The organism is Iodobacter fluviatilis, from assembly GCF_004194535.1.
GTDB lineage: Bacteria > Pseudomonadota > Gammaproteobacteria > Burkholderiales > Chitinibacteraceae > Iodobacter > Iodobacter fluviatilis_A.
On the sequence record NZ_CP025781.1, the window covers coordinates 3,546,995 to 3,573,545 of the forward strand.

The window sequence follows — 26,551 nt, forward strand, 5'->3', positions numbered from 1 at the left end:
GTCAATTCAGTGCGCTATTTTCTTTCAAGGCTTGCGCCATAAAATCAACAAAGGTGCGAATCTTGACTGAACCATGCCGACCCTCACGATGCACAATATGAATCGGTAACGGCTTGGCCTCAAACTCGCCCAGCATGGTTTTTAATTCGCCAGTCTGCAATAAGCCGGCCACTTGATATGACAATAATCGAGTAATCCCTGCGCCGTGACGTACTGCGGCAATCGCACCATCATTACTCGTCACCGTCAGGCGCGGCTTGATGCGAATGGCCTTGCTAGTCTCATCATCGCCAAATTTCCATTCGATGGTTGGACTCACATTCCTAGCAGCAACAATTTGGTGCTGGAGCAAATCGTTCGGCGTATTGGGAATGCCAAATTGCGCTAAATAATCAGGGGATGCACACAAGATCCTGCGAACTTGTCCAACCCGTATCGCCCGCATTGAGCTATCTGGCAATGCGCCGATGCGTATACCCACATCAACGCCTTCTTGTAGCATATTCACGACTCGATCCAGAAACAACGCAGACACATCCACATCGGGATAGCGCTGCAAGAAGCCGACCACACTGGGCATCACAAATAGTTGACCAAACAGCACAGGTGCCGTCACCACCAAATGCCCGCGTGGCTCCGCATTCACGCCAGCGGCGACTTCATCTGCCTCTTGTACTTCAGCCAAAATGCGCCGCGCATCGTCCAAATAACGCAGACCCGCATCCGTTGCGCGCACATAGCGCGTGGTTCGATTGAGCAATTTCACGCCCAATTCTTCTTCTAGCGCTGCCACAGCCCGCGTCACTGCCGGTGGGGACATGCCGAGTTTGCGCGCACCAGCAGCAAAACTCTCCGTTTCTGCCACCGCCACATACACGCTCATTTGATGAAATCGATCCATGGCTTTTATTCCAAATTTAGCAACAATCTATTGTGATGTATGAGCATTCTTCTTTCAACTGGTGCTTGGCACAATGCACTCATTCGCTGGCAACACAGCGAACCACTTCAACTAAACAGGAATAAATGTCATGAGCCGCATTAACGTCGTTACACCTGAAACGGCCACTGCTGAACAACAAACTTTGTTTGACGCAATTCACGCCCAACTAGGCATTGTGCCGAACTTCTTAAAAGTGTTTGCTAATTCACCGGTTGCACTGAGTTCATTCCTTGGCCTGCACGGTATCGCCAACGGTGGCAGTTTGGATTTGCAAACACGGGAACGGATAGCGTTGGCTTTAGCCCAGCAGAATGCTTGCGAATATTGCCTATCAGCCCACGCAGCGATTGGTAGCAAAGCCGGTTTGAATGATGATGAAATCGCCGCCAATCGCGCCGGCACCAGCCAAGATGCGAAAGCGGCCATTGCCGTTAAACTGGCCCGTTCACTGGCCGAGCACAATGGTGACATTACAACCGCCGAACTGATCGAAGCGCGCAATGCCGGCTTTTCTGACGCCGATATTGTTGAAATCATTACTCATGTTGGCATGAATATCCTGACGAATATTTTGGGCAAAGCCTCGCGAATTGAAATTGACTTTCCTAAAGTTACTTTGGTTTAGAAATAAATAAGCCTGCAAAATCGCCACGGACTATGCGTTAATTTTGCAGGGGCAGCGTATAAACCAAACCAGTTGTATATTTACTCAGCTCTAAGGGAGTGCATCATGCCCCGCGCTTTTTCCACCATTACATTTACCGACAGCGTCAAAGCGGCACAAACCCGTTATCACAGTCGTGATAGCAACCGAGGCTTTGAGTTGGCCGAAGATACGCGCAGTGATATGACTGAACGCGAAGCTGAGTTTATCGAAGCGCGTGATAGTTTTTATATGGCGACCGTCGGTGAAAATGGCTGGCCGTATGTTCAACATCGCGGAGGCCCTGCGGGTTTTCTTAAAGTGCTCGATTCCAATACGCTGGGCTTTGCCGATTTTCGTGGAAATGTGCAATATTTGTCGGTGGGCAATCTGAATGCTAACGATAAAGTTTCGATCATCCTGATGGACTATGCCAATCGTCGTCGCCTCAAAATCTGGGGGCGGGTGCGCATCGTTCATGAGTTGGAAAACCCCGAATTGATCGCCGCGCTGGAAGATCCAAGCTACCGTGCTCGGATCGAACGCGCGATGGTGATTGCCGTCGAGGCGTGGGATTGGAATTGCCCACAGCACATCACGCCGCGCTATACCGATGCCGACATTGAACAACTGATTGCGCCATTACAAGCCGAACTGAAAGCGTTGCAGGCTAAACCGATAGCAACTGCGCCAATCACGGCATTAGGTAAAGGAGCACTAGAACTGGTGATTAGCGGCATTCGCCAACTCACGCCTCAAGTGCGCGCGTTTGAATTGCGCCATCCGGCTGGCGCAGATTTGCCAGTAGTGGCGGCAGGCTCGCACATCAATGTGCCAGTCACTCTGAAAAATGGTCAAGCCAGCGTGCGCAATTATTCGATAGCGTCGAATCCAGCGCGCCGTGATATTTACGAAATCGCCGTGTTGCGACAGGATGATGGCGATGGTGGCTCGAGCTTTGTGCATCAACATTATCAACTTGGCATGATGCTGCATTGCGGCTTGCCGCAGAACGACTTTTTCTTGGTTGATAGTGACGCGCCGACGGTGCTGATTGCGGGTGGCATTGGCATTACGCCAATCAAAGCGATGGCGCAAACGCTTAAAGCGCAAAGCAAAGCGTTTCATCTGCATTATGCCGCTCGTAGCCGCCGTGACATGGCGTATGGCGATCGCTTGCAACGCGATTTAGCAGGGCAAATCACGGTGTATTTTCAAGACGAAGACCAAGTTCTCGATATTGAACACGTGTTGAAAATGGCAGCAAATGCATCCCCAGTGTATGTGTGTGGACCCACCGGTTTAATTAGCGCCGTACAAGGTATTGCCAAGCAATTACAAATTGCCACGGAGCGAATTCACTTTGAACGCTTCACCTCAGCACCTCACGGTGAAAACACCGCATTTGAAGTCGTTCTGCGCCGCTCGCAGCGCATTATTCCAATTGCTGCTGATCAGTCGGTGTTGGCTGCGATGCAGGCGGCGGGCATTGATACCCTGTCTGATTGTGGCGTCGGCAACTGCGGGACCTGCGCGGTTAAAGTGCTTAGTGGCGAAGTGGAGCATCGCGATAATGTACTGAATCAGAACGAGCGCACCAGACTGATGTGTATTTGTGTGTCGCGTGCCAAATCGGCACGACTTGAACTCAACTTGTAATGACGACTCTTTCAGTGAAGGAAAAAGCATGATCAAACTCTACGAATTTGCTGCATCGGGCAATTGCCACAAAGTCCGATTGATGCTGTCTTTGCTAGATATACCCTATGAATCCATTATGGTAAACGGGGCTGTGCGCGAGCATAAATCAGCCCAATATTTGGCGATGAATCCACTCGGACAAGTACCGGTCTTAGTCGATGGTGATGTGATACTGCGAGATAGCCAAGCGATTTTGGTGTATTTAGCGCGGCAATATGGCGCGGAACAAGCAGATTTTTGGTTGCCCACTGAGCCTACAGCCTTAGCACAAGTTGTCGCATGGCTTGCTACCGCTGCCAATGAAGTCACTCGCGGTCCCAATGCACTGCGTTTGTATTACAAATGGGGCCGTGCCATTAATGCAAGCGAAGCTGAATCAATCACGACGCAACTGCTCACAATGCTAAATCAACACTTAATGTTATCACTATGGTTGGCGGCACCGCACATCACCATCGCGGATCTTGCCATCTACCCCTACATCGCACTGGCCAGCGAAGGTAAAGTTGACCTACACGCCTATCCGGCCGTTGTGGCATGGATGAAGCAAATTCAAAGCTTGCGTGCTTACGTCGGTATGGATGGCATCGAAAGTTATTAATCTCAATAAAGGATGCACGATGAACCTCGAAGTACGTCCACCATTACCGCCATTCACCCGTGAAACGGCGGTGCAAAAAGTACGCATGGCTGAAAATGGCTGGAATTCACTCGACCCACAACGTGTCGCATTGGCTTATACGCCCGATACCATTTGGCGCAATCGCCATGAGTTTCTACACGGCCGCGAACAAGTCATTGAATTTCTCTCACGCAAGTGGGAGCGCGAAGTCGAATATCGTCTGATTAAGGAACTCTGGGCGCATGATAACAATCGAATCGCAGTGCGGTTTGCGTATGAATGGCTCGACCACCTTGGACAGTGGTATCGCTCTTATGGGAATGAAAACTGGGAATTTGATGCGCAAGGTTTGATGCATCATCGCTTAGCCAGTATCAATGATTTAGCGATAGCAGAATCCGAGCGACTATTTCATTGGCCACAAGGTAATCGACCTGATGATCACCCGAGTTTAAGTGAGCTGGGCTTGTAGGCTATGTGATACAGAGCCAATGTTTGAATAGTCGTGCAATCAATACTTTGATGTCGGCTAAGGCCGAACAGCACAAAGTATGGAGCCTGTAACTAAAATTGTGTAAATGCCCTTGGCCGATTAATCTCTTTCCGGAGAAAATTCATGTCAGGCATCACAATGGATCGTCAAAAATGACAGGCTCTTGCCGCTGAACTCGCTAAAGACATCAAAACTGAAGCGGATTTAAATGCGCTCTCGCGTGAGCTACTCAAACTCACCGTCGAAACCGCTCTGAATGCGGAATTAACTGACCATCTTGGTTACGAGAAACATGCTAGCACGGTGGGTGAACGTGGCAACTCGCGCAATGGCAGCACGCCAAAGCGCCTTAAAAGCCAGCATGGTGAGGTGGACATCCATACGCAGCGCGACCGCGATGGCTCATTCGAGCCACAATTCCTCAAGAAGGGTCAAACCTGCCTGACGCAGATGGATGATCAAATTCTCACGCTGTACGCCAAAGCGCTGAGCACGCGCGAAATTGTGGCGGCCTTCAAGGAAATGGTCGATGCAGAGGTGTCGGCCACCTTGATTTCCCGCGTCACCGATCGCGTACTAGAGCAAATCACCCAATGGCAATCGCGCCCGCTCGATGCCATTTATCCCATCGTTTACCTCGACTGCATCGTCATCAAAATTCGTGACAATCTGCGCGTCATCAACAAGGCAATTTACTTGGCATTGGGCGTGAATATGGACGGCCACAAGGAATTACTGGGGTTGTGGATGTCCGAGAATGAAGGTGCTAAATTCTGGCTCTCCGTGCTGACTGAGCTCAAAGCACGCGGGGTACAGGATATTTTGATTGCGTGCGTTGATGGCCTCAAAGGATTTCCCGATGCCATTGCGGTGGAGTTTCCCCAGACGCGCGTTCAGCTTTGTATCGTGCATCTGCTGCGCAACAGCCTTAAATATGTGTCTTGGAAGGACTACAAAGCCGTCACAGCCGATCTGAAACGGATTTACCAATCCACCACGGAATCCGCCACTGAAGAGCAAGCGTTGCTGGAGTTGGATCGCTTTACGCAGACTTGGCAAGCCAACTATCCTTTGATTGCCAAGTCGTGGACGGCGAACTGGGTCAATTTGCGCACGATCTTCGAGTACCCACCAGAAATTCGCAAAGCGATTTATACGACCAATGCCATCGAGTCACTCAACAGCGTGATTCGTTCGGCGACGAAGCGGCGCAAAGTATTTTCCAGCGATGAATCGGCCAAGAAAGTGATTTACCTTGCGATCGAACAGGCTTCAAAGAAATGGACGATGCCGATTCAAAACTGGCAGATGGCGCTGAATCGTTTCGTTATAGAATTTGGTGACCGGCTGAACGGCCACCAATAATTCCAAAGGCATTTACACAGAAAGATTTACAGGCTCTTCGATCCTACATTCGTAATCAGGAAAAAGAGGATGATCGTTACGATCAAATGAAGCTAGGCCTCTAGCCGCCTTTAGGCGGCTCCTGATTTACCAGCGCTTTCGAGGCGCCCCAGCAATAAACCTCCGGCTTTGCCGGAGGTAATTTAATTTAGTCACCATTAAACGAGAGTTAATGCTCGGTTGAAACGACTGGGTTAGACTGAGCGACAGGCCGCTATCGGTCAACAACAGACTTTTTGTCTTAACTGAACGTCTGCAGTAGCACCTATTGCCGACACTCAGAGTTTTTACGCAAACTTCATCACTTCGGCCAAAGCAGACAGTTACCCTAACTCAGACGAGCTCTGTAGTTTTTCCATATGGCCTGAAAAAGTGAATGTAGAACTCCATCCATTTTTAATGAGGTACTATTTACGTAGTTACAAGTCATTATTATTGAATAAGATATTCAAATATTCTCAAGGAATTTTCGACATGCGCCATTGATACTGCCGTGCAACGCACGGCCTTGAAATACCCCGAACTATTGGGTTTCCAAGCCTTGCTAACAGGAGTATTCGTATGTCTACATATCTAAATTTAAATCAGCTTTCTCACATCTTGCCTGATGGGCGTCGTCTTTTCTCAAATTTGAATTATTCATTTTCAGCACAACGCACAGGGTTGGTTGGAAATAATGGCATTGGCAAATCACTACTTGGAGTGATGATGGCTGGCGAAGTATTACCTACTTCTGGCGCCATCCATCACAAAACGTCGATCTATTACATGCGTCAGTTAGTTGACCCTGCGCAGCAAACAACGGTTGCGGTATTGGCAGGTGTTGAGCCCATATTGCGCGCACTGGAACGAGTTTCCAATGGCAGCATTGATGAGCGGGATTACCAGATTGTCGGCCATCATTGGGATTGCGAAAAAGAGTTTGCTTTTCAGCTCGAGCAAATCGGCTTGGGGTATTTAAATAGCCGTACCCCGACAGCGCAGCTTAGCGGGGGTGAGCGTCAGCGCGTGATGCTGCTTGGTGCATTTAATTCAAATCATGACTACCTGATTTTAGATGAGCCTAGTAACCACCTTGATCGTAGGCAAAAACAGGAGCTAGCCAACCGGATTAAAGCGAGCAAAAAAGGATTGCTGCTGATTAGCCACGATCGTGAATTGCTGGAGTTGGTCGACGAAATTGTAGAGTTGCGCACCGATGGTATCGCTAGCTATGGTGGTGGTTACAGTGATTTTTTGCAGATCAATTCGATGCAGCAGCAAGCATTGCAAGTTGATTTATACGCCGAGCGCACTCAAGCGAAACGCGAACACAAAGCGATGATTGTGCAGCTTGAGCGCCAGCAAAGGCGCTGTTCACAGGGGGCCGAAAAGCGAAAGAAGGTAATCAGGCCAAGATTATTCTTGGTGCGCATCAGGAGCGTAGCCAAAATACGACCGGAAAGATGTTGGAGCAACAACAGGCGAGACGCGCAGATTCACTGGCGCGAATTGCTTCGGCGCAAGGTCGCTGTGCGCCGGTTATTCACCATCTGCTCTTGCCGCCTGAAAGCACCATTGCAACTGGAACGCAAGTTTTGCAGTTAGTGGATTTGGTGTTGCCATTTGGTCTTAGTGTGCCACTCAATGCAATTTTTCCCGGTCCATGCCGAATAGAGGTTCATGGCGAAAATGGCAGTGGAAAGTCAACGCTGCTAAGGGTGATTGCTGGGAAAATCAAACCCAGCTCAGGGCTGGCTTTGACTCAATTAAATATCGCCTGGCTGGATCAACATGCAGGCTCGGAATATTCTGATCAAACGCCAGTGCAGTGCTTACAATCAAGCAATCCCAACATGAGTGAAACAGAAGCCCGAACTAGATTGGCTCAGATCGGTATTGATGCTCAGCGAACGCAAATCAAAACTGGACATTTAAGTGGGGGAGAAGGGCTAAAAATTGCACTACTTGCCAAATTGATCAATGATCCCCTGCCGCAATTTTTGCTGCTGGATGAGCCAAGTAACCATCTGGATTTGGAAAGCCTTACTGCGTTAGAAACAATGCTGAATCAATTTCAAGGTGCTTTGATGGTGGTATCTCATGATCAGGAATTTCTAGATGCCCTCAATTAAACCCATACGATCCATCTTTGAATTCAGTTTGGCAACAGTATTAAGAGGATCTGAGTCGATCCCAGTTTCGTTGACGTTTTTTGTCTGCTTTGGCCGAGGTGCAGAAGCTCAGCATAGGACACTGTGCGACAGCTTCACTTTTGTTACCTGCTACTCATGACAAAGCTAGCTGAGTATCGGCAGTGAGTCGGGTGCTGCCACTCAAGCCCCTGTGGATAAATGCGAAAGCGCGGGTGGATAAATTGATAAGAATCTGCAATTTTCTCTAAAACACCGTGACTATCAACAAGCCTTTGTAAAAGCCCACCTCACACTCGCCAGTGCATGAATATCGCGCACCAGCAAGTGTGAGGTGGCTGAAAATCAAATCGGCGAACATTGCTAGGCATAGCCTGTACATCATCGATTTGGAGCTGAAATAATTTAATAAAAAAAGCCCCCGCTTTTATTACAGCGGGGGCTTCGTAGGCTATTGGCCTGTGATGACTGAATAAAAGTGCTTTATTTCAGCTTCACATTCCAGTTCTTTTCCACACACTTCACATAATTACCTTCGATCAGTGCGTTGTATGGCGTTTGGTAATCGACCAGTTGGCACTGATTATCTTGCCCCGCACTCCAAGTTTTTTCCCAGAAAATAGGGTAGGCGGCGGAGCTGCCTTTTTCGAAGCGCTGCATATTGGTGCAGTTCATTGATTCTTGCTTGATATCCCAGCCTAAATCACGCGCAAACTCGGTGTAGTAGTCGATGCGATTTTTAGCAGCTGGTTTGAGTGTTGCATCTTGGCATTCGGCGTTAATAATTTGAATCGTGGTTGGGAAGTCATTACTCAAGCCGCGCGCCTTATCCTGAGCATTCGGCACCCAAGTGCCGTCGATCACGTGCAGCATCGATGGTTTTGGTGGCTGTGGATACACAAAGAAGAAGGTGGCAGAAGCCATATTCAACCAGCTTTCAGCAATCAAATCTGGCTCATTAAGTAGCTTGGTTTGGTCGCCACTAAACATCACTTGCGAGAACGGGCCATAGTTGTAGTTGTAAGAAAGCTGCTTAGCGCCACGGCCAAAGTACTTTTTAAAGCTGCCGTCCGCATTCTTACCGCAGGTCCATACGCCGTTAAAGACTGGGTCTGTGCATTCGGTGTTGTAGCCGCAGCCTGTGCCGGTTTCGTTGCAACCCATTTCACGCACATGCACCAGCGCCTGACGCCATTCATCGATGCCGTATTGGGTGACGCTATGGCCGCCGGTTTCTTGGGCAAAGTGAGCAAACATGGTGGCTAGCGAGCGGCGGCAGATTTGGTCTGCATTGCGGCCATCGCTGTAGTCATCGCAAATGCCTGGGAATTTGGCGATGGCTTGCAAGAAGCGCTGATAGGTATAACTAGGATGGCGCACTGAGAAATAGTATTGAAACTTTTGCTCAGGCACGAGACTTTCAACCCGTTTTACATTCAGCGGGTTATCGCTTTTGCCTGGGGCAACGGCATCCACAATGGTGTTGCTGGCGGTGCGTACTGATGCTTTTACTTTGCGGAAAAAATCGTTGTTAGTGAGGTCGGCTTCACGTGCCAAAGCTTGCGCCATCGTGGGAATGCCACCGGTAGGGGGATAAGGAGTGGTGCTGCCACCTGATGAGCCGGTGCATGCACCACTATCGTTCCAATTACTGCTTTTATCTGGCTCTTCACCGGCATTAACCCACCATTTGGCGGTGTAATTGTGGCCTAGATAGCCAACGATGCTGCCACCGATATAGCTACTGCTGGATACCCAGTCTGTTTTACAAGCGGTCTCACTAAATACAGGTGTTGGAACAGGCGTGCTATCACTGGCTAATTCCCACTGCCCCCATTGCGCTGCACCTGGCAGATTGCCTTGTGTCCTGGCTTTCCATGTTTGACTTTTATAAGTGGCCGTATTGCCTGCAGTGTAGGTACTGCTGGCGCTCCAGTCTGCGGCTATGACGGATGCGCTGATCAGCATTGCGGCAAGTAGGGTCATGAGGTGTAGCTTGGTTTGCATTGGGTCTCGCTCCATCCAGGCAATGCTAAGCTGCATCGCTAAGGCTAAGCCTCAGTGCAAGCTCAGGTTTAAAAATTTGCTGGCTATACGCCAATCTGGTTTATTTTAAGTGGTATCTTTAATTATTTTGTAAGGTTTTGTTGTGTTGGCACTTGTACTTGCACTGTCAATGATTAAAGCATAAGTATTGAAGCTTTTTTAGCAAAAAGTGGGTTTTGATAAGGAACATTAATTTTGCACAATTTTATGTTAATAATGACGAATTCATTATGTATTTAGTAATTTTCTATTTAGGGGTGCTTAAGGATGATGCGCTAAATTACAGCACAAAGCTGAGTATTGATAAGGCAAGGCTTTCTAGCAAGCGGATGGCATGGTCTAGGGCTAATTAGGCGATAAGTGGTATTACTATTATGATAATTTTGGTATCTATGAACAATTAATTTTGGCTAAGGCGGCGTTAATAGTGGGTTTTAATCCGGTATACTGCAGCGTTGATTTACTTGCTGCTGAGATGTTTATGCGTGTTTTTGCCCTGTTCTGCGCTCTATTTATTAGTTTTACTGCTTATGCAGAAGACGCTCCCTTGCCGTTTGATGTGCCTTCTGCGGCACCCGTGATTCAACGTACGGCAGTGAGTAAACCTGCGTCTAGATCAGTAGAACGGCAGGCAAATAGCACTAAAATGTCAGCTAAATCACATCGAGCGGGTAAGAAACATAGGTCTTCGGCCAAGAAACGAAGCTCGGTAGCGGGGGCAAAGAAGCATAAAGGCAAGGTGGGGAGCGCTTCGCGGCACACTCAGTCTGTAAAGGGGCAGCATAAAGCTGCTCGCGCAAAACACACAACTAAACGTAAAGCGGTCGTACATAAAAAGCATTAATTAAGTATTAAGCGATGGTATAAAAAATGGCAGCGATGACGCTGCCATTTTTACGGCTACTCAGGCTAAAGCTTGCTTATATATTTTCAAATACTTTCAATAGTTTTTAACAAAAGGGTAATGTGGGGTTTCTAAATCAGGGCAAGTCAGTGTGGTGGAGGTGAATCGGGCGATTGCCCTTTGGGAAAGTAGCCAAGAGCTGGCGTAAATCATGGGCAAATATCGCTAAAATTGATTGCCCCCCGTGCTTTGGATATTTAACCAAGCAAGGGGGCGTTTTTTTAGACAGAGATCTTAGCTAGTTCGGTAAAGTAAGTTGGGAAAGTCTTGGCGGTACATTGTGGATCATTAATCCGCACCGCCACGCCCGTCACGGCCACTAACGAGAAACACATGGCCATGCGGTGATCATCGTAAGTATCAATCTCTGCATTGGCAATCAGCGCATCTGGCGGGGTAATGGTAATAAAATCCTCTCCCTCAACGACTATTGCACCAACTTTACGCAGCTCTGTGGCCATGGCGCTTAGGCGGTCGGTTTCTTTGACGCGCCAGCTAGCAATATTCCTTAAGGTAGTGGGGCCTTGGGCAAAAAGGGCAGCAATAGCTAGGGTCATGGCGGCATCGGGGATATGGTTCATATCTGCATCAATCCCCATCAATTGACCGCTGGCCGGCGGTGCCGCCTCAATATAATTGCTGCCCCAGGTGATTTCTGCACCCATTAAGGCCAGCGCTTCGGCAAAGTGTTTATCGCCTTGAATGCTATCTGCGCCCATGCCGGTAACGCGTACTTTACCCCCACCGATGGCCCCAGCGGCTAAAAAGTAAGATGCAGATGAGGCATCACCCTCTACATCAATCTCGCCTGGGCTTTGGTAGCTTTGCTTGGCGGCAATCGTGAAGCGACTCCAGCCATTTTGCTCAACCTGCACTCCAAATTTAGCCATTAGTTTAAGAGTGATGTCGATATAGGGCTTAGAGATTAGCTCGCCAATGACGTCAATGGTGACCGCCTCACCAGTGAGGGGTAGGGCCATCAGTAAAGCAGTTAAAAATTGGCTAGATACATTTCCTTTTACTTTAATCGTTTGGCCGTTGTAGCTGGCAGGCTTAATGGCCAGTGGCGGGTAGCCTTCCACACCTGTGCATTCAATTAAGGCCCCAGCTTCACGTAGCGCATTGACTAAATCACCTATTGGGCGCTCGTGCATGCGGGCTACGCCGCTCAAGGTATAGTGGCCTTGGCTGAGTGCCAAGGCTGCAGTGAGCGGACGAAAAGCAGTTCCAGCATTGCCTAAAAAGAGTTCCGCCGCTTTAACCGGAAACACGCCTGCTGCGCCATGCACGATGAAATCGCGGCTATCACCCTGTTGCTCCCATTGAATCCCTAAGGCTTTCAGTGCCTCCAACATATAGTGGATATCATCTGCAGCCAGTAGGCCTTTAACCGTGGTGGAGCCCTTGGCTAGAGCGGCAAGCAAGAGCGTGCGGTTGGAAATGCTTTTGGAGCCAGGCAGAGCAACGGTGCCGTTGACACGGGCGATAGGGGCTAGGTCTAGGTTGTGTTCCATGGGGCATTCCGTATTGAAGGTCGGTTGAATGATTATTTTAGGTGGGGCAACGTCTTGATTCAGGCACATTTTATGGGGAGAACGCGGGTGCGTGAAGATGCGGGTAAAAATAAACAGTGATACAGATCATGGCTGCAGTGACTGTCGACATGATCTGCGTGAAATGATTTACTTTCGATCGTGCCCATGACCATGCTGTTTGTGGCCTTTGTGGCCGTGATCATCTTTGCCTCGATAACGTGCATCATGGTAGCGAGGCACGACTTCATGGTTGTACCAGCTTTCTTGCACAAAATAGACGGGCCTAGAACAGGCGTTGTATCTGCCGCAGTGCTTAGACCATTTTTTTGCATGCCCAGGTGGTACTACTAAATACAAAGGGGGCTGCACGACGGAGACTCGCTGGATAATTCTAGGCTCACGGTAGATCAGTTGTGGCTGCGGATAGTTGCCAATATCTAAGCGCCCATAAAATCCCGCTTGTCCAAATTGCACAGAAACGCCATCGGTAGCCCAAGCGTTGGAAGAAATCAGCAAAGCCAAGGCGATGCCTACTTTACTAATATATTTGTTCATGATGTACCTAAGTGCGCAATGAGTAGTTCAATTAACATACGCTTAGGACAGGAATGAATCCACTGCTGTTAATACCCTGTTCGGCTCCAGCTGATTCAGGCAGTTCATATGCTTGAGTGGGCAAATCCTTTCAAAACAAGGGCTGCATTCTAAGTCTAAGGTCACAATCGTGGCGTTGCTAGATAAGGGCGGGGTAAATTCTGGCGAGCTGGAGCCATAAAGAGCAACCAACGGCCGCTCTAGCGCCGCAGCGACATGCATTAAACCAGAGTCGTTGCTGACCACCACTTGGGCAAAGGACATCATGTCAATCGCTTCTGCAAGCGATGTTTTGCCACAGTAATCAATCACCTCGGGTGCGCCGGCTAGAATCTCATCGGCAATCTCGCGGTCTTTGTTTGAGCCAAAGATACAGACTTGAAAACCGCGGTCAATTAAGGTTTGTGCAAGTGCGGCCATATGGCTGCCTGGCCAGCGTTTAGCGGGGCCGTATTCAGCACCAGGGCACAGTGCAATCATCGGTTTTTGGGTATCAAAGCCAAGCTTAGCGCTGCTGGCATTGCGTTCTTGCTCGCTGACCGCCAAGTGTGGGAAGGGCACGGGGCGCTGCAGGGGCTGGTTCGCGTCTTCGGCTAAGGCGGCAAAGCGTTCGACCATCTTAGGTAAAGCCAGCGGATCGAGCATCCGTGTGTCATTGAGTAAGCCGTAACGAGATTCGCCCACCCAGCCAGTACGGGTTTTGATGCCACTAAACAAGGGTAGGAGCGCCGATTTAAGCGAGTTTGGCAACACAATAACTTGATCGTAACCGCGTTTTTTCATTTGCCGCGCTAAGCTCCAGCGCACACCCAGCTTGAGTTCGCCGTGGCCGAAGGGCGTATCAAACGATTCATTGATTTCGGGCATGCGGGCGTGCAAGGGGCGCGTCCATGCTGGAGCCAGTACATCTAAAGTAAGGCCGGGATAGCGCTGATGCAGTCGACGATAAAGAGGCTGCGCCATAATGGCGTCGCCTACCCATGCTGGGGCAATAATCAGGATTTTTTTCATATGCTCTGAAGGTGAAACGAGCAGGCCAAGGATGAGTTCATGGCTTGCTTAGCAGGCTTTAGGAAGGGGATGACGGGTGTCGAATACGCGAGCCCCGTCCATATCGCTTTAAGGGCTTAGTGGCCTTTAACGACTTCACCTGCTTTAAGGCGGTAATGCGTACCACAGTATGGGCAAAGTGCTTCGCCATTTTTGGCTACTGGCAAAAAGACGCGCGGATGGGAGTTCCAACTCAGCATATCTGGCATAGGGCAATGTAGGGGTAAATCGCTAGCCAGTACTTCGATTTCGCGTTGGGTGTTTTCTTTGAGTTCCATGGGTTTTCTCTTTCATGCTTGGTGATGACATCACCATAGTTCACGGGGATGGATACTCCACCCCCTCATCAATATTAAACCAGTGTTAGCCAGTCTTCGTGCTTAGGGTCTAAACCCTTCACACAATCAAAATAGCGTTTTTGCAGGCGTTCAGTAATTGGTCCACGGCTACCAATGCCAATTGGGCGATTGTCCAGCTCACGAATCGGGGTGACTTCCGCAGCCGTGCCGGTAAAGAAGGCTTCATCTGCGGTATAGACTTCATCGCGGGTGATGCGTTTTTCGATGACTTCAATGCCTTCTTCTTTTGCCAACGTAATCACCGTGCTGCGGGTGATGCCGTCCAAACAGCTAGAAACATCAGGGGTATACAGTTTGCCTTTTTTGACGATAAATAAATTCTCGCCAGCCCCTTCAGATACATAGCCTTCAGTGTCGAGCAGCATGGCTTCGTCGTAACCATCTGCTGCGGCTTCTTGGTGTGCCAAGATCGAATTTACATAATAACCACTGGCTTTAGCACGCACCATTGATACATTGACATGGTGGCGGGTAAAGCTAGATACCTTAACGCGAATACCTTTTTCTAAGCCTTCCGTGCCAAGGTAAGCGCCCCAAGGCCACGCAGCCACAATTACATTGATGCTGTTGCCGGTGGCCGCAATGCCAAGTTTTTCTGAGCCCACAAAAGCGAGTGGCCGTAGGTAGCAGGAGGAGAGTTTGTTTTCGCGCACCACCGTTTTTTGTGCTTCGAACAGTTCTTCAAAGCTGAACGGGATGTTCATTTGAAAAATTTTGGCCGAGTTAAACAAGCGCTCAGTGTGGTCGTGCAGGCGAAAGATCGCAGTGCCCTTGGGGGTTTCGTAGGCGCGTACGCCTTCAAATACGCCCATGCCGTAATGCAGGGTATGGGTTAAAACGTGTGTGGTTGCGTTGCGCCATTCAACTAATTTACCGTCATACCAGATAAGCCCATCGCGATCAGACATCGACATATTGCAAACTCCTGCCCAAAGTATTTGTGAGTAAGTATTGAGTATTGATTGTAACTGAAATTAGGCTGGCTGTTAGTGGGCCAGCTGGCTGCTTTATGCGCTAATTCAATGTTAATAAGGCTTGGTAGTGTGTTTGTGCAAAGAGCGGCAGATAAAGCGGTCAATGCTTATTAATAATTTTGTCATGAAAACGTTATTAAAGTGAGTGGCATATTGTGAAATGAAGTGTTTTTTCTTTTATTTATTGTTTTAAAGGGTTTTGATCGTTTTTAGAAAATAAATGCCGTAAGGAATATTTAAAATGATGTTGAGGTGTCCGTTCATAGATATTTATCGCGCATTTTTTTGATCACGAGTTAACATAAGGAAAGACTTATATTTAAAAAAGTGAGAGATACCGTGGAAGCAGATTTAGTTGAAGCAACAGAAAAACCGCTGAGTGCTGAGCTAGGGCTTGCGCTTACAGCGAGCTTAGCATTAGCCGCTTGCGGTGGCTCTGAGTCAGATCCAAGTCGCCCCGCTCTTGTCCCTGTACCCAATCCACTGAGTGATATTGAGGCGTCACGATTTTTGGCGCAGGCAGGGTTTGGTGGAAAATACGAGGACATTGATAGGCTGAAGTCGATGGGGTATGAGGGCTGGTTGGCCCAACAAATCAATGAAGCCCCTGCGCCTTCTCGTTGGGCTTACGGCATGCAGCTTAAAAGCAATGATTTGCCTGCTTTTCAAAATTGGCAAGTCTTACCCAATATTCTTTGGCAGAGTATTTTTACTGGTAAAGATGCATTACAGCAGCGTATGACTCTTGCTTTGTCTGAAATATTTGTGATTAGCTACTCTGGCGTAGATGTGGCGGGGCCGGTTAAGGCATTGGTCATGGCGCATTTTATGGATCTGCTACAAAAAAACGCCTTCGGAAATTTTAGGCAGTTGTTAGAGGATGTGACGCTGAGTATAGCAATGGGCAGAATGCTGGGCACTTTGGGTAATTTAAAAGAAGACAATAAAGGTCGTCGCCCTGACGAAAACTACGCGCGTGAAGTCATGCAGCTATTTACCATTGGCCTTTATGAGTTAAACCTAGATGGTTCGCTCAAAAAAGATAGTAATGGCCAGCCTATCGAAACCTATACTTTGGATACGGTTAGCAATCTAGCTAGGGTATTTACAGGTTGGACAGCCCCCTTGCAATTTAACGTGCCAAGCCCTGATTATGAAGTCTCTCACCAGCCCATGACCCATGCGGCTGCTAACCACTCGTTGCTGGAAAAAAACTTTCTGGGGACGTCTATCCCTGCAGGTACGGCAGGTCCAGCCTCGCTCAAAATTGCCCTTGATACCTTGTTTAATCATCCCAATGTGGGGCCATTTATTGGCAGGCAGCTGATTCAACGTTTTGTATGTAGCAATCCTTCTCCGGCTTATATCTTTCGTGTGGCCAGTGTGTTTAATAATAATGGCCAATCTGTTCGAGGTGATTTAACTGCCGTCATCAAGGCTGTGCTGCTTGATCCAGAAGCTAGGCTTGCTGCTGATTTAACTGGGCAAGCGGTAGGCAAACACAGAGAACCCATGATTCGTTTGGTACAGCTGATCCGTACCTTAGATTACCGCAGCCCAGACGGGGCTTGGCGATTGGGAAACACCACTGATCCAAGCTGGCGCTTAGGTCAAGGTCCATTGGGGGCGGTGAGCGTGTTTAATTTTTTTCGGCCAGGTTATACCCCTCCGGGGTCCGAGCTGGCCAAGCAGGGCTTGGTTGCACCTGAGATGCAAATCGTTTCTGAAACATCAACGCTGGTGCAGGTTAATTATTGGTACAGCCTACTGATGGATCCGCAAAGTAGTACCTTACGTACTTATAACGATGCTAATGGCAATAACGCAAATGACAAGAAGGAAACGGGCTTGTCGTTGTTTTTGCTTGAGGAAAAAATGTTGGCGGAGCAGCCTGCCATATTGCTTGAGCGGTTTAACCTTTTATTTGCCTGCGGTCAGCTCAGTGAGGGGCTTAAGGCTGCCATTATGAGTAGCATTAACAAAATCAATATCGTGGATACAAATCCTGCCAAAGTAGAATCCTTCAAGAAAAATCGTGTGGTCGCCATGTTGCTAATGGTGTTGAGTAATCCAGAATATCTGGTTTTAAAGTAAGGAACTCCGATGGATAATACGCTCTCTCGTCGCGAGTTCTTACGTCGCGCAGGTATGCTGGCCGCCTCTGGTGCTGCTGCACCGATGGCATTTAATTTATCGTTAATGAGCGAGGCTGCTGCTGCAACAGCGCCGAGTGATTATAAGGCGTTGGTCTGCGTGTTTTTTTCTGGCGGCAATGATCACCAAAACACCATGGTCCCTTATGATTTAAAAAACTATCAAGCCTATGCCACGATTCGTCAATCTATCGCCACACCACGCGATAAGCTCTTGCCATTGCCAGGGTTGCTGGCGGATGGTAGGCAAATGGCACTCGCCCCGCAGCTAGCGGGATTAGCCTCTTTGTTTGGCCAAGGCCGCTTGGCCGTTGTTGCCAATATGGGGCCGCTGGTCCAGCCCACCACCAAGGCACAATATTTAAGCCGTAGCGTGGCGCTGCCACCTAAATTGTTTTCACATAATGATCAGCAAAGTTTTTGGATGTCCTCTATGGCAGAAGGGGCAAGCTCCGGCTGGGGCGGGCGGATCGGAGATCTATTTCTTGCGGGTAATAGTAATGCCGCGTTGAGCTGTATTTCAGTAGGGGGGATTGGCTTATATTTAAGCGGCAAGCAGGCGAGTAGCTTTACTGTGGGCGTTACGGGTAATCCGCAGTTACTGTGGGGCTCAACTAATTTATTTAGCCCTAGCTATATCAATGAATTAAAAGTTTTGATGAGTACCAATAAAACCAATTACTTAGAAAACGAGTACGTTAAAGTCACGCAGCGAGGATTAAATACCTCGGTGCAGCTTGATGCCGCACTCAAAGCTGCGCCAGCTTTAAGCACCAGTTTTCCCGCAGGCAATAGCTTGGCAGATTCCTTAAAAATGGTGGCAAAGCTGATTAGTACCCGTGCTCAATTAGGAAATAACCGTCAGGTGTTTATGGTGCAGTTGGGAGGGTTTGATATGCACGATAGTTTGCTTGCAAAGCATCCTCCTCAGCTCAAAATGGTGAATGATGCGTTAATGGCCTTTGATAGCGCAATGATTGAGCTTGGCTTGCAAGATCAAGTTACTACCTTTACCGGGTCTGAATTTGGCCGCACATTAAGCAGCAACGGTGATGGCTCCGACCACGGCTGGGGGAGTCATCATTTTGTGATGGGTGGTGCTGTTGCAGGCGGTAAAATTTATGGTCGAGTACCCGAGCCTATTATTGGCGGTGCTGATGATGTTGGGCAGGGGCGTTATATTCCAGATCTATCGGTTGAGCAGTTAGCGTGGCCCCTAGCCAAGTGGTTTGGCGTGCCAGACTCAGACCGTTATTTAGTCTTGCCCACTTTGGCGCGCTTTGATGCAGATGCGCTGCAAATCATGCGTTGATTGTGATTACAGACTTCGTTTTTTTTCTGTTCGAGTTAGCCTAAGAAAATACTTTATCTCATCCAGGAAAAGAACAAAACTCACGCAAGATTATTTACTCTGTTCGTGTTTTTTGTTTTTTCGTGGATTAAATATTTATGGATATGACCGAATAGCTATTAAATATCTGATTCCATCTTTGGGCTTCTGCCCATTAAATCAGCCAAGATATCGTGTACTGGCATATTATCAAATAGCATCTTGCAGACCGCGGCGGTAATCGGCATTTCGATACCCAGCTCCGCAGCTTGGCGCAGTACTTCACGTGCGGTAGGTACGCCTTCTGCAACATGGCCTAAATTCTTGAGAATATCGTCAAGGTTTAAGCCTTGTGCCAGCAGCAAGCCTACTCGGCGATTACGGGATAAATCACCAGTGGCTGTGAGCATTAAATCGCCAATTCCTGCTAAGCCCATCATGGTCTCGGTTTTGCCACCTAGCGCACTGGCAAAACGAGCCATTTCAGCAAGGCCACGGGTGAGCAGGGCTGCACGGGCATTTAGCCCTAGCTTTAACCCATCACAAACTCCAGCTGCAATCGCAATGACGTTTTTAACCGCTGCACCAATTTCTACACCAATTAAATCATCGCTGGCATAGAGGCGTAATACTGAGGTGTTGAGCTCGGTCACGGTGAGGCGGGCAAATTGCGCATTATTTGAGGCGATCGTAACGGCGGCAGGTAACCCTTGGGCAACTTCTTGAGCAAAACTCGGCCCAGATAACATCCCGCGTGGCACATCATCAGACATTTCTTGCGCTGCAACTTGATGGGGCAACAGCATCGTGCCTGCTTCTAAGCCTTTACATGCCCAGAGTACGGCAGCTTTGCAGTCCATACCATGCAAAGCTTTTAGCGAGCTGCGCAGACCAGACATCGGCGTTACAATCAGTACCATCTCGGCTTCTTTAACGGCGCTGCTTAAATCATGCGTTACCGATAAGGTGCTTGGGAAGGCTGCATTAGCTAAATAGCGAGAATTAGCACCAGATGCTTGCATTTCAGTCACTTGGTCCGCATCGCGTGACCAAAGCGTTACTTGGTGTTGATCGGCAAAACGAATTGCCAGTGCAGTCCCCCAAGAGCCTGCACCCAATACTGCTAATTTCATACGCCCCACACTTCCTCAATACGAATAAAGCCAATAACACCGTCACGATGCCGAACTTTTAGCCAGCCAGTGCGGGTGTTGTCTTGTAAATCTAAGAGTAGATCTTTACCTGCTCGATAAAGTAACGGTGATTTAGCATCAGCCATTTTATAGATATTGGCTTCGCGCAAAACTTGCACCGTATGCTTAGCCGATAACTCGCTTTTCTTCAGCCAAGCTAGGCCGCCCGCTTTATCCCGCACCCTTGCCCAGTCACCTTGCTCAGCAAGTAGCTCAAGTGGCATGCCTTTGCTGACTAGAAAAAGCTTTTTTGCTTCATTGCTTGGGGCTTCAGATAACACAGTGCCATGGCGAGCCACAGAACGATACTCAAGCGCAAAGGCCGCGTTGGCCGATAAAACCAACGCAGCGATCACACTCAGTTTAATGAGTGGTTTGTGCATTCGCGGCCTGCTCTTCTGCTTGCTGACGTTGTTGCAAGTAGATTGCTTCAAAATTAATCGGTTGCAACATCAGTGGTGGAAAGCCAGCGCGCGTTGTTAAGTCAGATACCGCTTCGCGAAGGTAAGGGAACAGAATACTTGGGCAGCCAATGCCTAATAGCGGATCCATTTCACCTTCAGGAACATTTTCAATATTAAATAAACCGTTTTGGGTTACTTCAACTAAGAAAATCGTGCGGTCTTCCACTGTTGCTTGTGCAGTGACAGTCAGTGACACTTCAAAAAAGCCATTGTCAAAGCTGCGAGCTTGATTACGGAACTGAATATTAAATTCAGGCTCAGCTTGTTCTAAAAAGGCTTGTGGTGAATTGGGGGATTCAAGTGAAATGTCTTTTACATAAAGTTTTTGAATAGCAAAAACGGGCTGAAGCTCTTGTTGTTGTTCGCTCATGGCAAATCCTTATCTTATATTTATATAGGTGGGGTAAAACGTGAGGCGAAATCATCGCACGATTTGTATGTAGATTACTACCGTCTGTCTCGGTTTGATTGTATTACGCAGCTAATAAAGCATCCAGCTCGCCAGCATGATCTAGCGCAGCTAAATCATCAAAACCACCAATATGGCGCTCGCCTATATAAATCTGCGGCACAGTGCGACGATTAGTACGGGTCATCATCTCATCACGGCGCTCAGGATTTAGATCAATCCGTACTTTCTCAATCTCCGTAACGCCTTTTTTGCTTAATAAACGCTCAGCCATCACGCAGTAAGGGCAGACCCCAGTGCTATACATTAAAACATGGGCCATTTTGTGGGTCCTTTAATCATCATTTTGTAATACAAGTACAGATGAGGGCAAATGGCTATTCTACAAGATGCCAACTTTTGGATGTTTCATTTTTTTAAAAAAACAAAGACTTAGGTGTTTTGTTGGTTTTAAGTGCGTAATAGTGGTTGACCTAGTCCGGCAAGGCCCGTATATTTCGGCCTCTCGCTGCAGCGCACACAGCAACACGGTGCTCTAGCAGTAGCGAATGATCTTTAAAAAAATACAGTCGATGAGTGTGAGTGCTTGATTCGGAAGCGAACAAGTGCTTGCATTAGTAAGGAGTGACCAGCGATGGTTGCTCTGAATAAAGTAAGCCAGTAAGTACTAGCTTAGCGATTAAACTAAAGAGTTTGATCCTGGCTCAGATTGAACGCTGGCGGCATGCTTTACACATGCAAGTCGAACGGTAACAGGGTGCTTGCACCGCTGACGAGTGGCGAACGGGTGAGTAATATATCGGAACGTACCTAGTAATGGGGGATAACTATCCGAAAGGATAGCTAATACCGCATACGCCCTGAGGGGGAAAGAGGGGGATCGCAAGACCTCTCGTTATTAGAGCGGCCGATATCAGATTAGCTAGTTGGTGAGGTAAAGGCTCACCAAGGCGACGATCTGTAGCGGGTCTTAGAGGACGATCCGCCACACTGGAACTGAGACACGGTCCAGACTCCTACGGGAGGCAGCAGTGGGGAATCTTGGACAATGGGCGCAAGCCTGATCCAGCAATGCCGCGTGCGTGAAGAAGGCCTTCGGGTTGTAAAGCGCTTTTGTTCGGGAGGAAATCCTAGTGGCTAATATCCATTGGGGATGACAGTACCGGAAGAATAAGGACCGGCTAACTACGTGCCAGCAGCCGCGGTAATACGTAGGGTCCAAGCGTTAATCGGAATTACTGGGCGTAAAGGGTGCGCAGGTGGTTGATTAAGTGTGATGTGAAAGCCCTGGGCTCAACCTGGGAATTGCATTGCAAACTGGTCAACTAGAGTATGGCAGAGGGGGGTGGAATTCCGCGTGTAGCAGTGAAATGCGTAGAGATGCGGAGGAACACCGATGGCGAAGGCAACCCCCTGGGCTAATACTGACACTCATGCACGAAAGCGTGGGGAGCAAACAGGATTAGATACCCTGGTAGTCCACGCCCTAAACGATGTCTACTAGTTGTTGGGGAATTCGTTCCTTAGTAACGCAGCTAACGCGTGAAGTAGACCGCCTGGGGAGTACGGCCGCAAGGCTAAAACTCAAAGGAATTGACGGGGGCCCGCACAAGCGGTGGATGATGTGGATTAATTCGATGCAACGCGAAAAACCTTACCTAGCCTTGACATGTCAAGAATCCCTGAGAGATCGGGGAGTGCCGCAAGGAACTTGAACACAGGTGCTGCATGGCTGTCGTCAGCTCGTGTCGTGAGATGTTGGGTTAAGTCCCGCAACGAGCGCAACCCTTGTCCTTAGTTGCTACCATTTAGTTGGGCACTTTAAGGAGACTGCCGGTGACAAACCGGAGGAAGGTGGGGATGACGTCAAGTCCTCATGGCCCTTATGGCTAGGGCTTCACACGTCATACAATGGTCGGTACAGAGGGTTGCCAAGCCGCGAGGTGGAGCTAATCTCATAAAACCGATCGTAGTCCGGATTGGAGTCTGCAACTCGACTCCATGAAGTCGGAATCGCTAGTAATCGCGGATCAGCATGTCGCGGTGAATACGTTCCCGGGCCTTGTACACACCGCCCGTCACACCATGGGAATGGGTTTCACCAGAAGTAGGTAGGCTAACCGTAAGGAGGCCGCTTACCACGGTGGGATTCATGACTGGGGTGAAGTCGTAACAAGGTAGCCGTAGGGGAACCTGCGGCTGGATCACCTCCTTTCAAGAGAAAGTCTTTTGGATTGAGTACTCACACTCATCGACTGTAAGTTTAAGGATTGTGATTGAAGGATTTAGAACTCATGCGATTAAAAAGTCACATTAGTTCTGATTGCTTCACAGCAAGCCAGTACATTGATCTTTAAAAAAATAGAAGAAGTAATACTCAAATTTAGAAATAAATAAGGGTAGATTGTATCAAAATCGATTGTTCGAAGTCAGAAATGAATAATCGATGTCGCAAACAAAGCGAAATCAGATACTTTGAATGTGTGGATCGTTTCGGCGATTCAGCGCATTGGAAAGCGAGCGAGAAAGTCGAGGGCAAGGCAAGAAAGGACGAGGAACCGGAGTTTACGTATGTAAATGAGGATTTCGAGTCGTTTTTTAACGCAGTCATCGGGTTTCGTAGCCGCTTTACAAGCGACTGAACACGTGTTTGAGGTTATAGGATCAAGCGACTAAGTGCATCTGGTGGATGCCTTGGCGATGATAGGCGAAGAAGGACGCGTTAGCCTGCGAAAAGCACGGGGGAGCTGGCAAATAAGCATTGATCCCGTGATATCCGAATGGGGAAACCCGGCCCTTTTGGGTCACTCATCACTGAATACATAGGTGATGTAGAGCGAACTCGGCGAACTGAAACATCTAAGTAGCCGAAGGAAAAGAAATCAACCGAGATTCCCAAAGTAGTGGCGAGCGAAATGGGAAGAGCCTGCATGTGATAAATCAAACTTTAGTGGAACAGTCTGGAAAGTCTGGCGACAGTGGGTGATAGCCCCGTACACGAAAGAGATTGGTTGGTACTAAGCATGCGACAAGTAGGGCGGGACACGAGAAATCCTGTTTGAAGATGGGGGGACCATCCTCCAAGGCTAAATACTCATCATCGACCGATAGTGAACCAGTACCGTGAGGGAAAGGCGAAAAGAACCCCGGGAGGGGAGTGAAATAGAACCTGAAACCGGATGCATACAAACAGTGGGAGCCCTTGCAAAATGGGGTGACTGCGTACCTTTTGTATAATGGGTCAGCGACTTACGTTCAGTAGCAAGCTTAACCGAGTAGGGGAGGCGTAGGGAAACCGAGTCCGAATAGGGCGCATAGTTGCTGGGCGTAGACCCGAAACCAAGTGATCTATCCATGGCCAGGATGAAGCTGCGGTAAAACGCAGTGGAGGTCCGAACCCACTAATGTTGCAAAATTAGGGGATGAGCTGTGGATAGGGGTGAAAGGCTAAACAAACTTGGAAATAGCTGGTTCTCCTCGAAAACTATTTAGGTAGTGCCTCATGTATCACTGACGGGGGTAAAGCACTGTTATGGCTAGGGGGTCATCGCGACTTACCAAACCATGGCAAACTCTGAATACCGTCAAGTGCGAGCATGGGAGACAGACTGTGGGTGCTAACGTCCATGGTCAAGAGGGAAACAACCCAGATCGCCGTCTAAGGTCCCAAATAATCAGTTAAGTGGAAAACGAGGTGGGAAGGCATAGACAGCCAGGATGTTGGCTTAGAAGCAGCCATCATTTAAAGAAAGCGTAATAGCTCACTGGTCGAGTCGTCCTGCGCGGAAGATGTAACGGGGCTCAAACTGATAACCGAAGACGCGAATATGCACGATGTGCATATGGTAGAGGAGCGTTCCGTAGGCCTGCGAAGGTGTCTTGAGAAGGATGCTGGAGGTATCGGAAGTGCGAATGCTGACATGAGTAGCGATAATGCGGGTGAAAAGCCCGCACACCGAAAACCCAAGGTTTCCTGCGCAACGTTCATCGGCGCAGGGTGAGTCGGCCCCTAAGGCGAGGCAGAAATGCGTAGTCGATGGACAACGGGTTAATATTCCCGTACCGATATAAAGTGCGATGGGGGGACGGAGAAAGGTAGGTCAGCCCACTGTTGGAATAGTGGGTTTAAGCGAGTAGGCGTGTGGCTTAGGCAAATCCGGGCTGCTATAACGCTGAGACGTGACGACGAAGTCCTCGGACTGAAGTGATTGATCCTATGCTTCCAAGAAAAGCCTCTAAGCTTCAGCTTTATATTGACCGTACCGCAAACCGACACAGGTGGGTAGGAAGAGAATTCTAAGGTGCTTGAGAGAACTCAGGAGAAGGAACTCGGCAAATTATCACCGTAACTTCGGGAGAAGGTGAGCCCATATTAAGTGAAAGCCCTTGCGGCTGGAGCTGAAATGGGTCGCAGAGAAATGGGGGCTGCGACTGTTTATCAAAAACACAGCACTCTGCAAAGTCGAAAGACGACGTATAGGGTGTGACGCCTGCCCGGTGCTGGAAGATTAAATGATGGGGTGCAAGCTCTTGACTGAAGTCCCAGTAAACGGCGGCCGTAACTATAACGGTCCTAAGGTAGCGAAATTCCTTGTCGGGTAAGTTCCGACCCGCACGAATGGCGTAACGATGGCCCTACTGTCTCCTCCTGAGACTCAGCGAAGTTGAAATGTTTGTGAAGATGCAATCTCCCCGCTGCTAGACGGAAAGACCCCGTGAACCTTTACTGTAGCTTTGCATTGGACTTTGAAGTGGTTTGTGTAGGATAGGTGGGAGGCATTGAAGCATGGACGCTAGTCTGTGTGGAGCCAACCTTGAAATACCACCCTGACCCCTTTGAGGTTCTAACCTTGGTCCGTTATCCGGATCGGGGACCGTGCATGGTAGGCAGTTTGACTGGGGCGGTCTCCTCCCAAATTGTAACGGAGGAGCTCGAAGGTCGCCTAGGTACGGTCGGACATCGTACTGATAGTGTAATGGCATAAGGCGGCTTAACTGCGAGACAGACAAGTCGAGCAGGTGCGAAAGCAGGACATAGTGATCCGGTGGTTCTGAATGGAAGGGCCATCGCTCAACGGATAAAAGGTACTCCGGGGATAACAGGCTGATTCCGCCCAAGAGTTCACATCGACGGCGGAGTTTGGCACCTCGATGTCGGCTCATCACATCCTGGGGCTGTAGCCGGTCCCAAGGGTATGGCTGTTCGCCATTTAAAGTGGTACGTGAGCTGGGTTCAAAACGTCGTGAGACAGTTTGGTCCCTATCTGCAGTGGGCGTTGGAAATTTGAGGGGGGCTGCTCCTAGTACGAGAGGACCGGAGTGGACAGATCTCTGGTGTACCGGTTGTCACGCCAGTGGCATCGCCGGGTAGCTAAATCTGGAAGAGATAAGCGCTGAAAGCATCTAAGCGCGAAACTCGCCTCAAGATGAGATTTCCCCAAGGCTTTAAGCCTTTTAAAGGGTCGTTCGAGACCAGGACGTTGATAGGTCGGGTGTGGAAGCGCAGTAATGTGTTAAGCTAACCGATACTAATTGCCCGTAAGGCTTGATCCTATAACCTGAAGCGCGTGTGTGCGACGGTATAATCTACCCAGATTAGAAA

At 48.8% G+C, this 26,551-nt stretch carries 19 protein-coding genes, 2 rRNA genes and 1 pseudogene; 11 read left to right on the top strand and 11 right to left on the bottom strand.

The window, feature by feature from the left end:
• Position 1: 1 nt before the first annotated feature.
• Positions 2–901 (bottom strand): LysR family transcriptional regulator, encoded by a 900-nt coding sequence (locus tag C1H71_RS15710; RefSeq protein WP_130107391.1) that lies wholly within the window; start codon positions 899–901, stop codon positions 2–4.
• A gap of 130 nt (positions 902–1,031) precedes the next feature.
• On the opposite strand from C1H71_RS15710, the gene C1H71_RS15715 reads away from it, so the two are divergent.
• The 7 genes and pseudogenes from C1H71_RS15715 to C1H71_RS21100 all read left to right on the top strand — a co-directional run bounded on the left by C1H71_RS15715 (position 1,032) and on the right by C1H71_RS21100 (position 7,920).
• A complete protein-coding gene (locus C1H71_RS15715) occupies positions 1,032–1,568 on the top strand; it encodes a carboxymuconolactone decarboxylase family protein (RefSeq protein WP_130107392.1) in 537 nt (178 codons plus the stop codon).
• Positions 1,569–1,673: 105 nt separating this feature from the next.
• Positions 1,674–3,245 carry a pyridoxamine 5'-phosphate oxidase family protein gene (locus C1H71_RS15720; protein ID WP_130107393.1) on the top strand — a complete coding sequence of 524 codons (1,572 nt, stop codon included), beginning with the start codon at positions 1,674–1,676 and terminating at the stop codon, positions 3,243–3,245.
• A 28-nt stretch (positions 3,246–3,273) separates the two neighbouring features.
• Positions 3,274–3,888: a glutathione S-transferase family protein gene (locus C1H71_RS15725; protein WP_130107394.1), complete on the top strand. Its 615-nt coding sequence runs from the start codon at positions 3,274–3,276 to the stop codon at positions 3,886–3,888.
• 19 nt (positions 3,889–3,907) lie between these two features.
• A complete protein-coding gene (locus C1H71_RS15730; protein ID WP_130107395.1) occupies positions 3,908–4,381 on the top strand; it encodes a nuclear transport factor 2 family protein in 474 nt (157 codons plus the stop codon).
• A 177-nt stretch (positions 4,382–4,558) separates the two neighbouring features.
• Positions 4,559–5,767 (top strand): annotated as a pseudogene (locus C1H71_RS15735) (IS256 family transposase); the annotation flags it as partial.
• A 600-nt stretch (positions 5,768–6,367) separates the two neighbouring features.
• Entirely contained in the window at positions 6,368–7,393 is a 1,026-nt protein-coding gene (locus C1H71_RS15740) for an ATP-binding cassette domain-containing protein (protein WP_223145895.1), read from the top strand.
• Positions 7,393–7,920, top strand: a complete 528-nt coding sequence (locus C1H71_RS21100) for an ATP-binding cassette domain-containing protein (RefSeq protein WP_262488465.1) — start codon at positions 7,393–7,395, stop codon at positions 7,918–7,920. The genes C1H71_RS15740 and C1H71_RS21100 overlap by 1 nt, the downstream gene beginning before the upstream one ends.
• Before the next feature lie 501 nt (positions 7,921–8,421).
• Here C1H71_RS21100 and C1H71_RS15745 read toward each other — a convergent pair.
• The 6 genes from C1H71_RS15745 to C1H71_RS15770 form a co-directional block, all read right to left on the bottom strand.
• A complete protein-coding gene (locus C1H71_RS15745; protein ID WP_262488311.1) occupies positions 8,422–9,945 on the bottom strand; it encodes a glycoside hydrolase family 19 protein in 1,524 nt (507 codons plus the stop codon).
• A gap of 1,164 nt (positions 9,946–11,109) precedes the next feature.
• Entirely contained in the window at positions 11,110–12,402 is a 1,293-nt protein-coding gene (gene aroA / locus C1H71_RS15750) for a 3-phosphoshikimate 1-carboxyvinyltransferase (RefSeq protein ID WP_130107397.1), read from the bottom strand.
• Between the two features lie 168 nt (positions 12,403–12,570).
• Positions 12,571–12,978, bottom strand: coding sequence for a hypothetical protein (locus C1H71_RS15755; RefSeq protein ID WP_130107398.1), 408 nt, complete (start codon positions 12,976–12,978; stop codon positions 12,571–12,573).
• A 42-nt stretch (positions 12,979–13,020) separates the two neighbouring features.
• Positions 13,021–14,028 carry a lipopolysaccharide heptosyltransferase II gene (gene waaF / locus C1H71_RS15760; protein WP_130107399.1) on the bottom strand — a complete coding sequence of 336 codons (1,008 nt, stop codon included), beginning with the start codon at positions 14,026–14,028 and terminating at the stop codon, positions 13,021–13,023.
• 116 nt (positions 14,029–14,144) lie between these two features.
• Positions 14,145–14,345, bottom strand: coding sequence for a zinc-finger domain-containing protein (locus C1H71_RS15765; protein WP_130107400.1), 201 nt, complete (start codon positions 14,343–14,345; stop codon positions 14,145–14,147).
• Between the two features lie 74 nt (positions 14,346–14,419).
• Complete coding sequence (locus C1H71_RS15770) at positions 14,420–15,340, bottom strand: branched-chain amino acid transaminase (RefSeq protein ID WP_130107401.1); 921 nt, start codon at positions 15,338–15,340, stop codon at positions 14,420–14,422.
• Positions 15,341–15,739: 399 nt separating this feature from the next.
• Between C1H71_RS15770 and C1H71_RS15775 the strand changes: the two genes are divergently transcribed.
• Positions 15,740–17,494 (top strand): DUF1800 domain-containing protein, encoded by a 1,755-nt coding sequence (locus tag C1H71_RS15775; protein ID WP_188053352.1) that lies wholly within the window; start codon positions 15,740–15,742, stop codon positions 17,492–17,494.
• A gap of 9 nt (positions 17,495–17,503) precedes the next feature.
• The gene (locus tag C1H71_RS15780; RefSeq protein WP_130107403.1) at positions 17,504–18,865 is read left to right on the top strand and encodes a DUF1501 domain-containing protein; all 1,362 of its coding nucleotides are present in this window, start codon (positions 17,504–17,506) and stop codon (positions 18,863–18,865) included.
• A gap of 158 nt (positions 18,866–19,023) precedes the next feature.
• On the opposite strand, the gene C1H71_RS15785 is transcribed toward C1H71_RS15780, so the two are convergent.
• From C1H71_RS15785 to grxC, 4 genes are all read right to left on the bottom strand, one after another.
• Positions 19,024–20,016, bottom strand: coding sequence for an NAD(P)H-dependent glycerol-3-phosphate dehydrogenase (locus tag C1H71_RS15785; protein WP_130107404.1), 993 nt, complete (start codon positions 20,014–20,016; stop codon positions 19,024–19,026).
• Positions 20,013–20,459 (bottom strand): SH3 domain-containing protein, encoded by a 447-nt coding sequence (locus tag C1H71_RS15790; RefSeq protein ID WP_130107405.1) that lies wholly within the window; start codon positions 20,457–20,459, stop codon positions 20,013–20,015. The genes C1H71_RS15785 and C1H71_RS15790 overlap by 4 nt, the downstream gene beginning before the upstream one ends.
• Complete coding sequence (secB, locus tag C1H71_RS15795) at positions 20,440–20,910, bottom strand: protein-export chaperone SecB (RefSeq protein WP_130107406.1); 471 nt, start codon at positions 20,908–20,910, stop codon at positions 20,440–20,442. The genes C1H71_RS15790 and secB overlap by 20 nt, the downstream gene beginning before the upstream one ends.
• A 103-nt stretch (positions 20,911–21,013) precedes the next feature.
• Positions 21,014–21,271, bottom strand: coding sequence for a glutaredoxin 3 (gene grxC, locus C1H71_RS15800; protein WP_130107407.1), 258 nt, complete (start codon positions 21,269–21,271; stop codon positions 21,014–21,016).
• Between the two features lie 359 nt (positions 21,272–21,630).
• Here grxC and C1H71_RS15805 point away from each other — a divergent pair.
• Together C1H71_RS15805 and C1H71_RS15810 are read left to right on the top strand one after the other, a co-directional pair.
• Positions 21,631–23,164, top strand: a 16S ribosomal RNA gene (locus tag C1H71_RS15805).
• A 447-nt stretch (positions 23,165–23,611) separates the two neighbouring features.
• Positions 23,612–26,502 (top strand): 23S ribosomal RNA (locus tag C1H71_RS15810).
• The 16S and 23S rRNA genes sit together here, the layout of an rRNA operon.
• The last annotated feature ends 49 nt before the right edge of the window (positions 26,503–26,551 follow it).

Excerpts from the sequence above, each read along its gene's own strand:
- C1H71_RS15785 (WP_130107404.1), bottom strand. The coding sequence starts at position 20,016 with ATGAAATTAGCAGTATTGGGTGCAGGCTCTTGGGGGACTGCACTGGCA.
- C1H71_RS15720 (WP_130107393.1), top strand. The coding sequence starts at position 1,674 with ATGCCCCGCGCTTTTTCCACCATTACATTTACCGACAGCGTCAAAGCG.
- C1H71_RS15730 (WP_130107395.1), top strand. The coding sequence starts at position 3,908 with ATGAACCTCGAAGTACGTCCACCATTACCGCCATTCACCCGTGAAACG.
- secB (WP_130107406.1), bottom strand. The coding sequence starts at position 20,910 with ATGAGCGAACAACAACAAGAGCTTCAGCCCGTTTTTGCTATTCAAAAA.
- C1H71_RS15740 (WP_223145895.1), top strand. The coding sequence starts at position 6,368 with ATGTCTACATATCTAAATTTAAATCAGCTTTCTCACATCTTGCCTGAT.
- C1H71_RS15745 (WP_262488311.1), bottom strand. The coding sequence starts at position 9,945 with ATGCAAACCAAGCTACACCTCATGACCCTACTTGCCGCAATGCTGATC.
- waaF (WP_130107399.1), bottom strand. The coding sequence starts at position 14,028 with ATGAAAAAAATCCTGATTATTGCCCCAGCATGGGTAGGCGACGCCATT.
- C1H71_RS15770 (WP_130107401.1), bottom strand. The coding sequence starts at position 15,340 with ATGTCGATGTCTGATCGCGATGGGCTTATCTGGTATGACGGTAAATTA.
- C1H71_RS15755 (WP_130107398.1), bottom strand. The coding sequence starts at position 12,978 with ATGAACAAATATATTAGTAAAGTAGGCATCGCCTTGGCTTTGCTGATT.
- C1H71_RS15790 (WP_130107405.1), bottom strand. The coding sequence starts at position 20,459 with ATGCACAAACCACTCATTAAACTGAGTGTGATCGCTGCGTTGGTTTTA.
- C1H71_RS15780 (WP_130107403.1), top strand. The coding sequence starts at position 17,504 with ATGGATAATACGCTCTCTCGTCGCGAGTTCTTACGTCGCGCAGGTATG.
- aroA (WP_130107397.1), bottom strand. The coding sequence starts at position 12,402 with ATGGAACACAACCTAGACCTAGCCCCTATCGCCCGTGTCAACGGCACC.
- grxC (WP_130107407.1), bottom strand. The coding sequence starts at position 21,271 with ATGGCCCATGTTTTAATGTATAGCACTGGGGTCTGCCCTTACTGCGTG.
- C1H71_RS15710 (WP_130107391.1), bottom strand. The coding sequence starts at position 901 with ATGGATCGATTTCATCAAATGAGCGTGTATGTGGCGGTGGCAGAAACG.
- C1H71_RS15715 (WP_130107392.1), top strand. The coding sequence starts at position 1,032 with ATGAGCCGCATTAACGTCGTTACACCTGAAACGGCCACTGCTGAACAA.
- C1H71_RS15765 (WP_130107400.1), bottom strand. The coding sequence starts at position 14,345 with ATGGAACTCAAAGAAAACACCCAACGCGAAATCGAAGTACTGGCTAGC.
- C1H71_RS15725 (WP_130107394.1), top strand. The coding sequence starts at position 3,274 with ATGATCAAACTCTACGAATTTGCTGCATCGGGCAATTGCCACAAAGTC.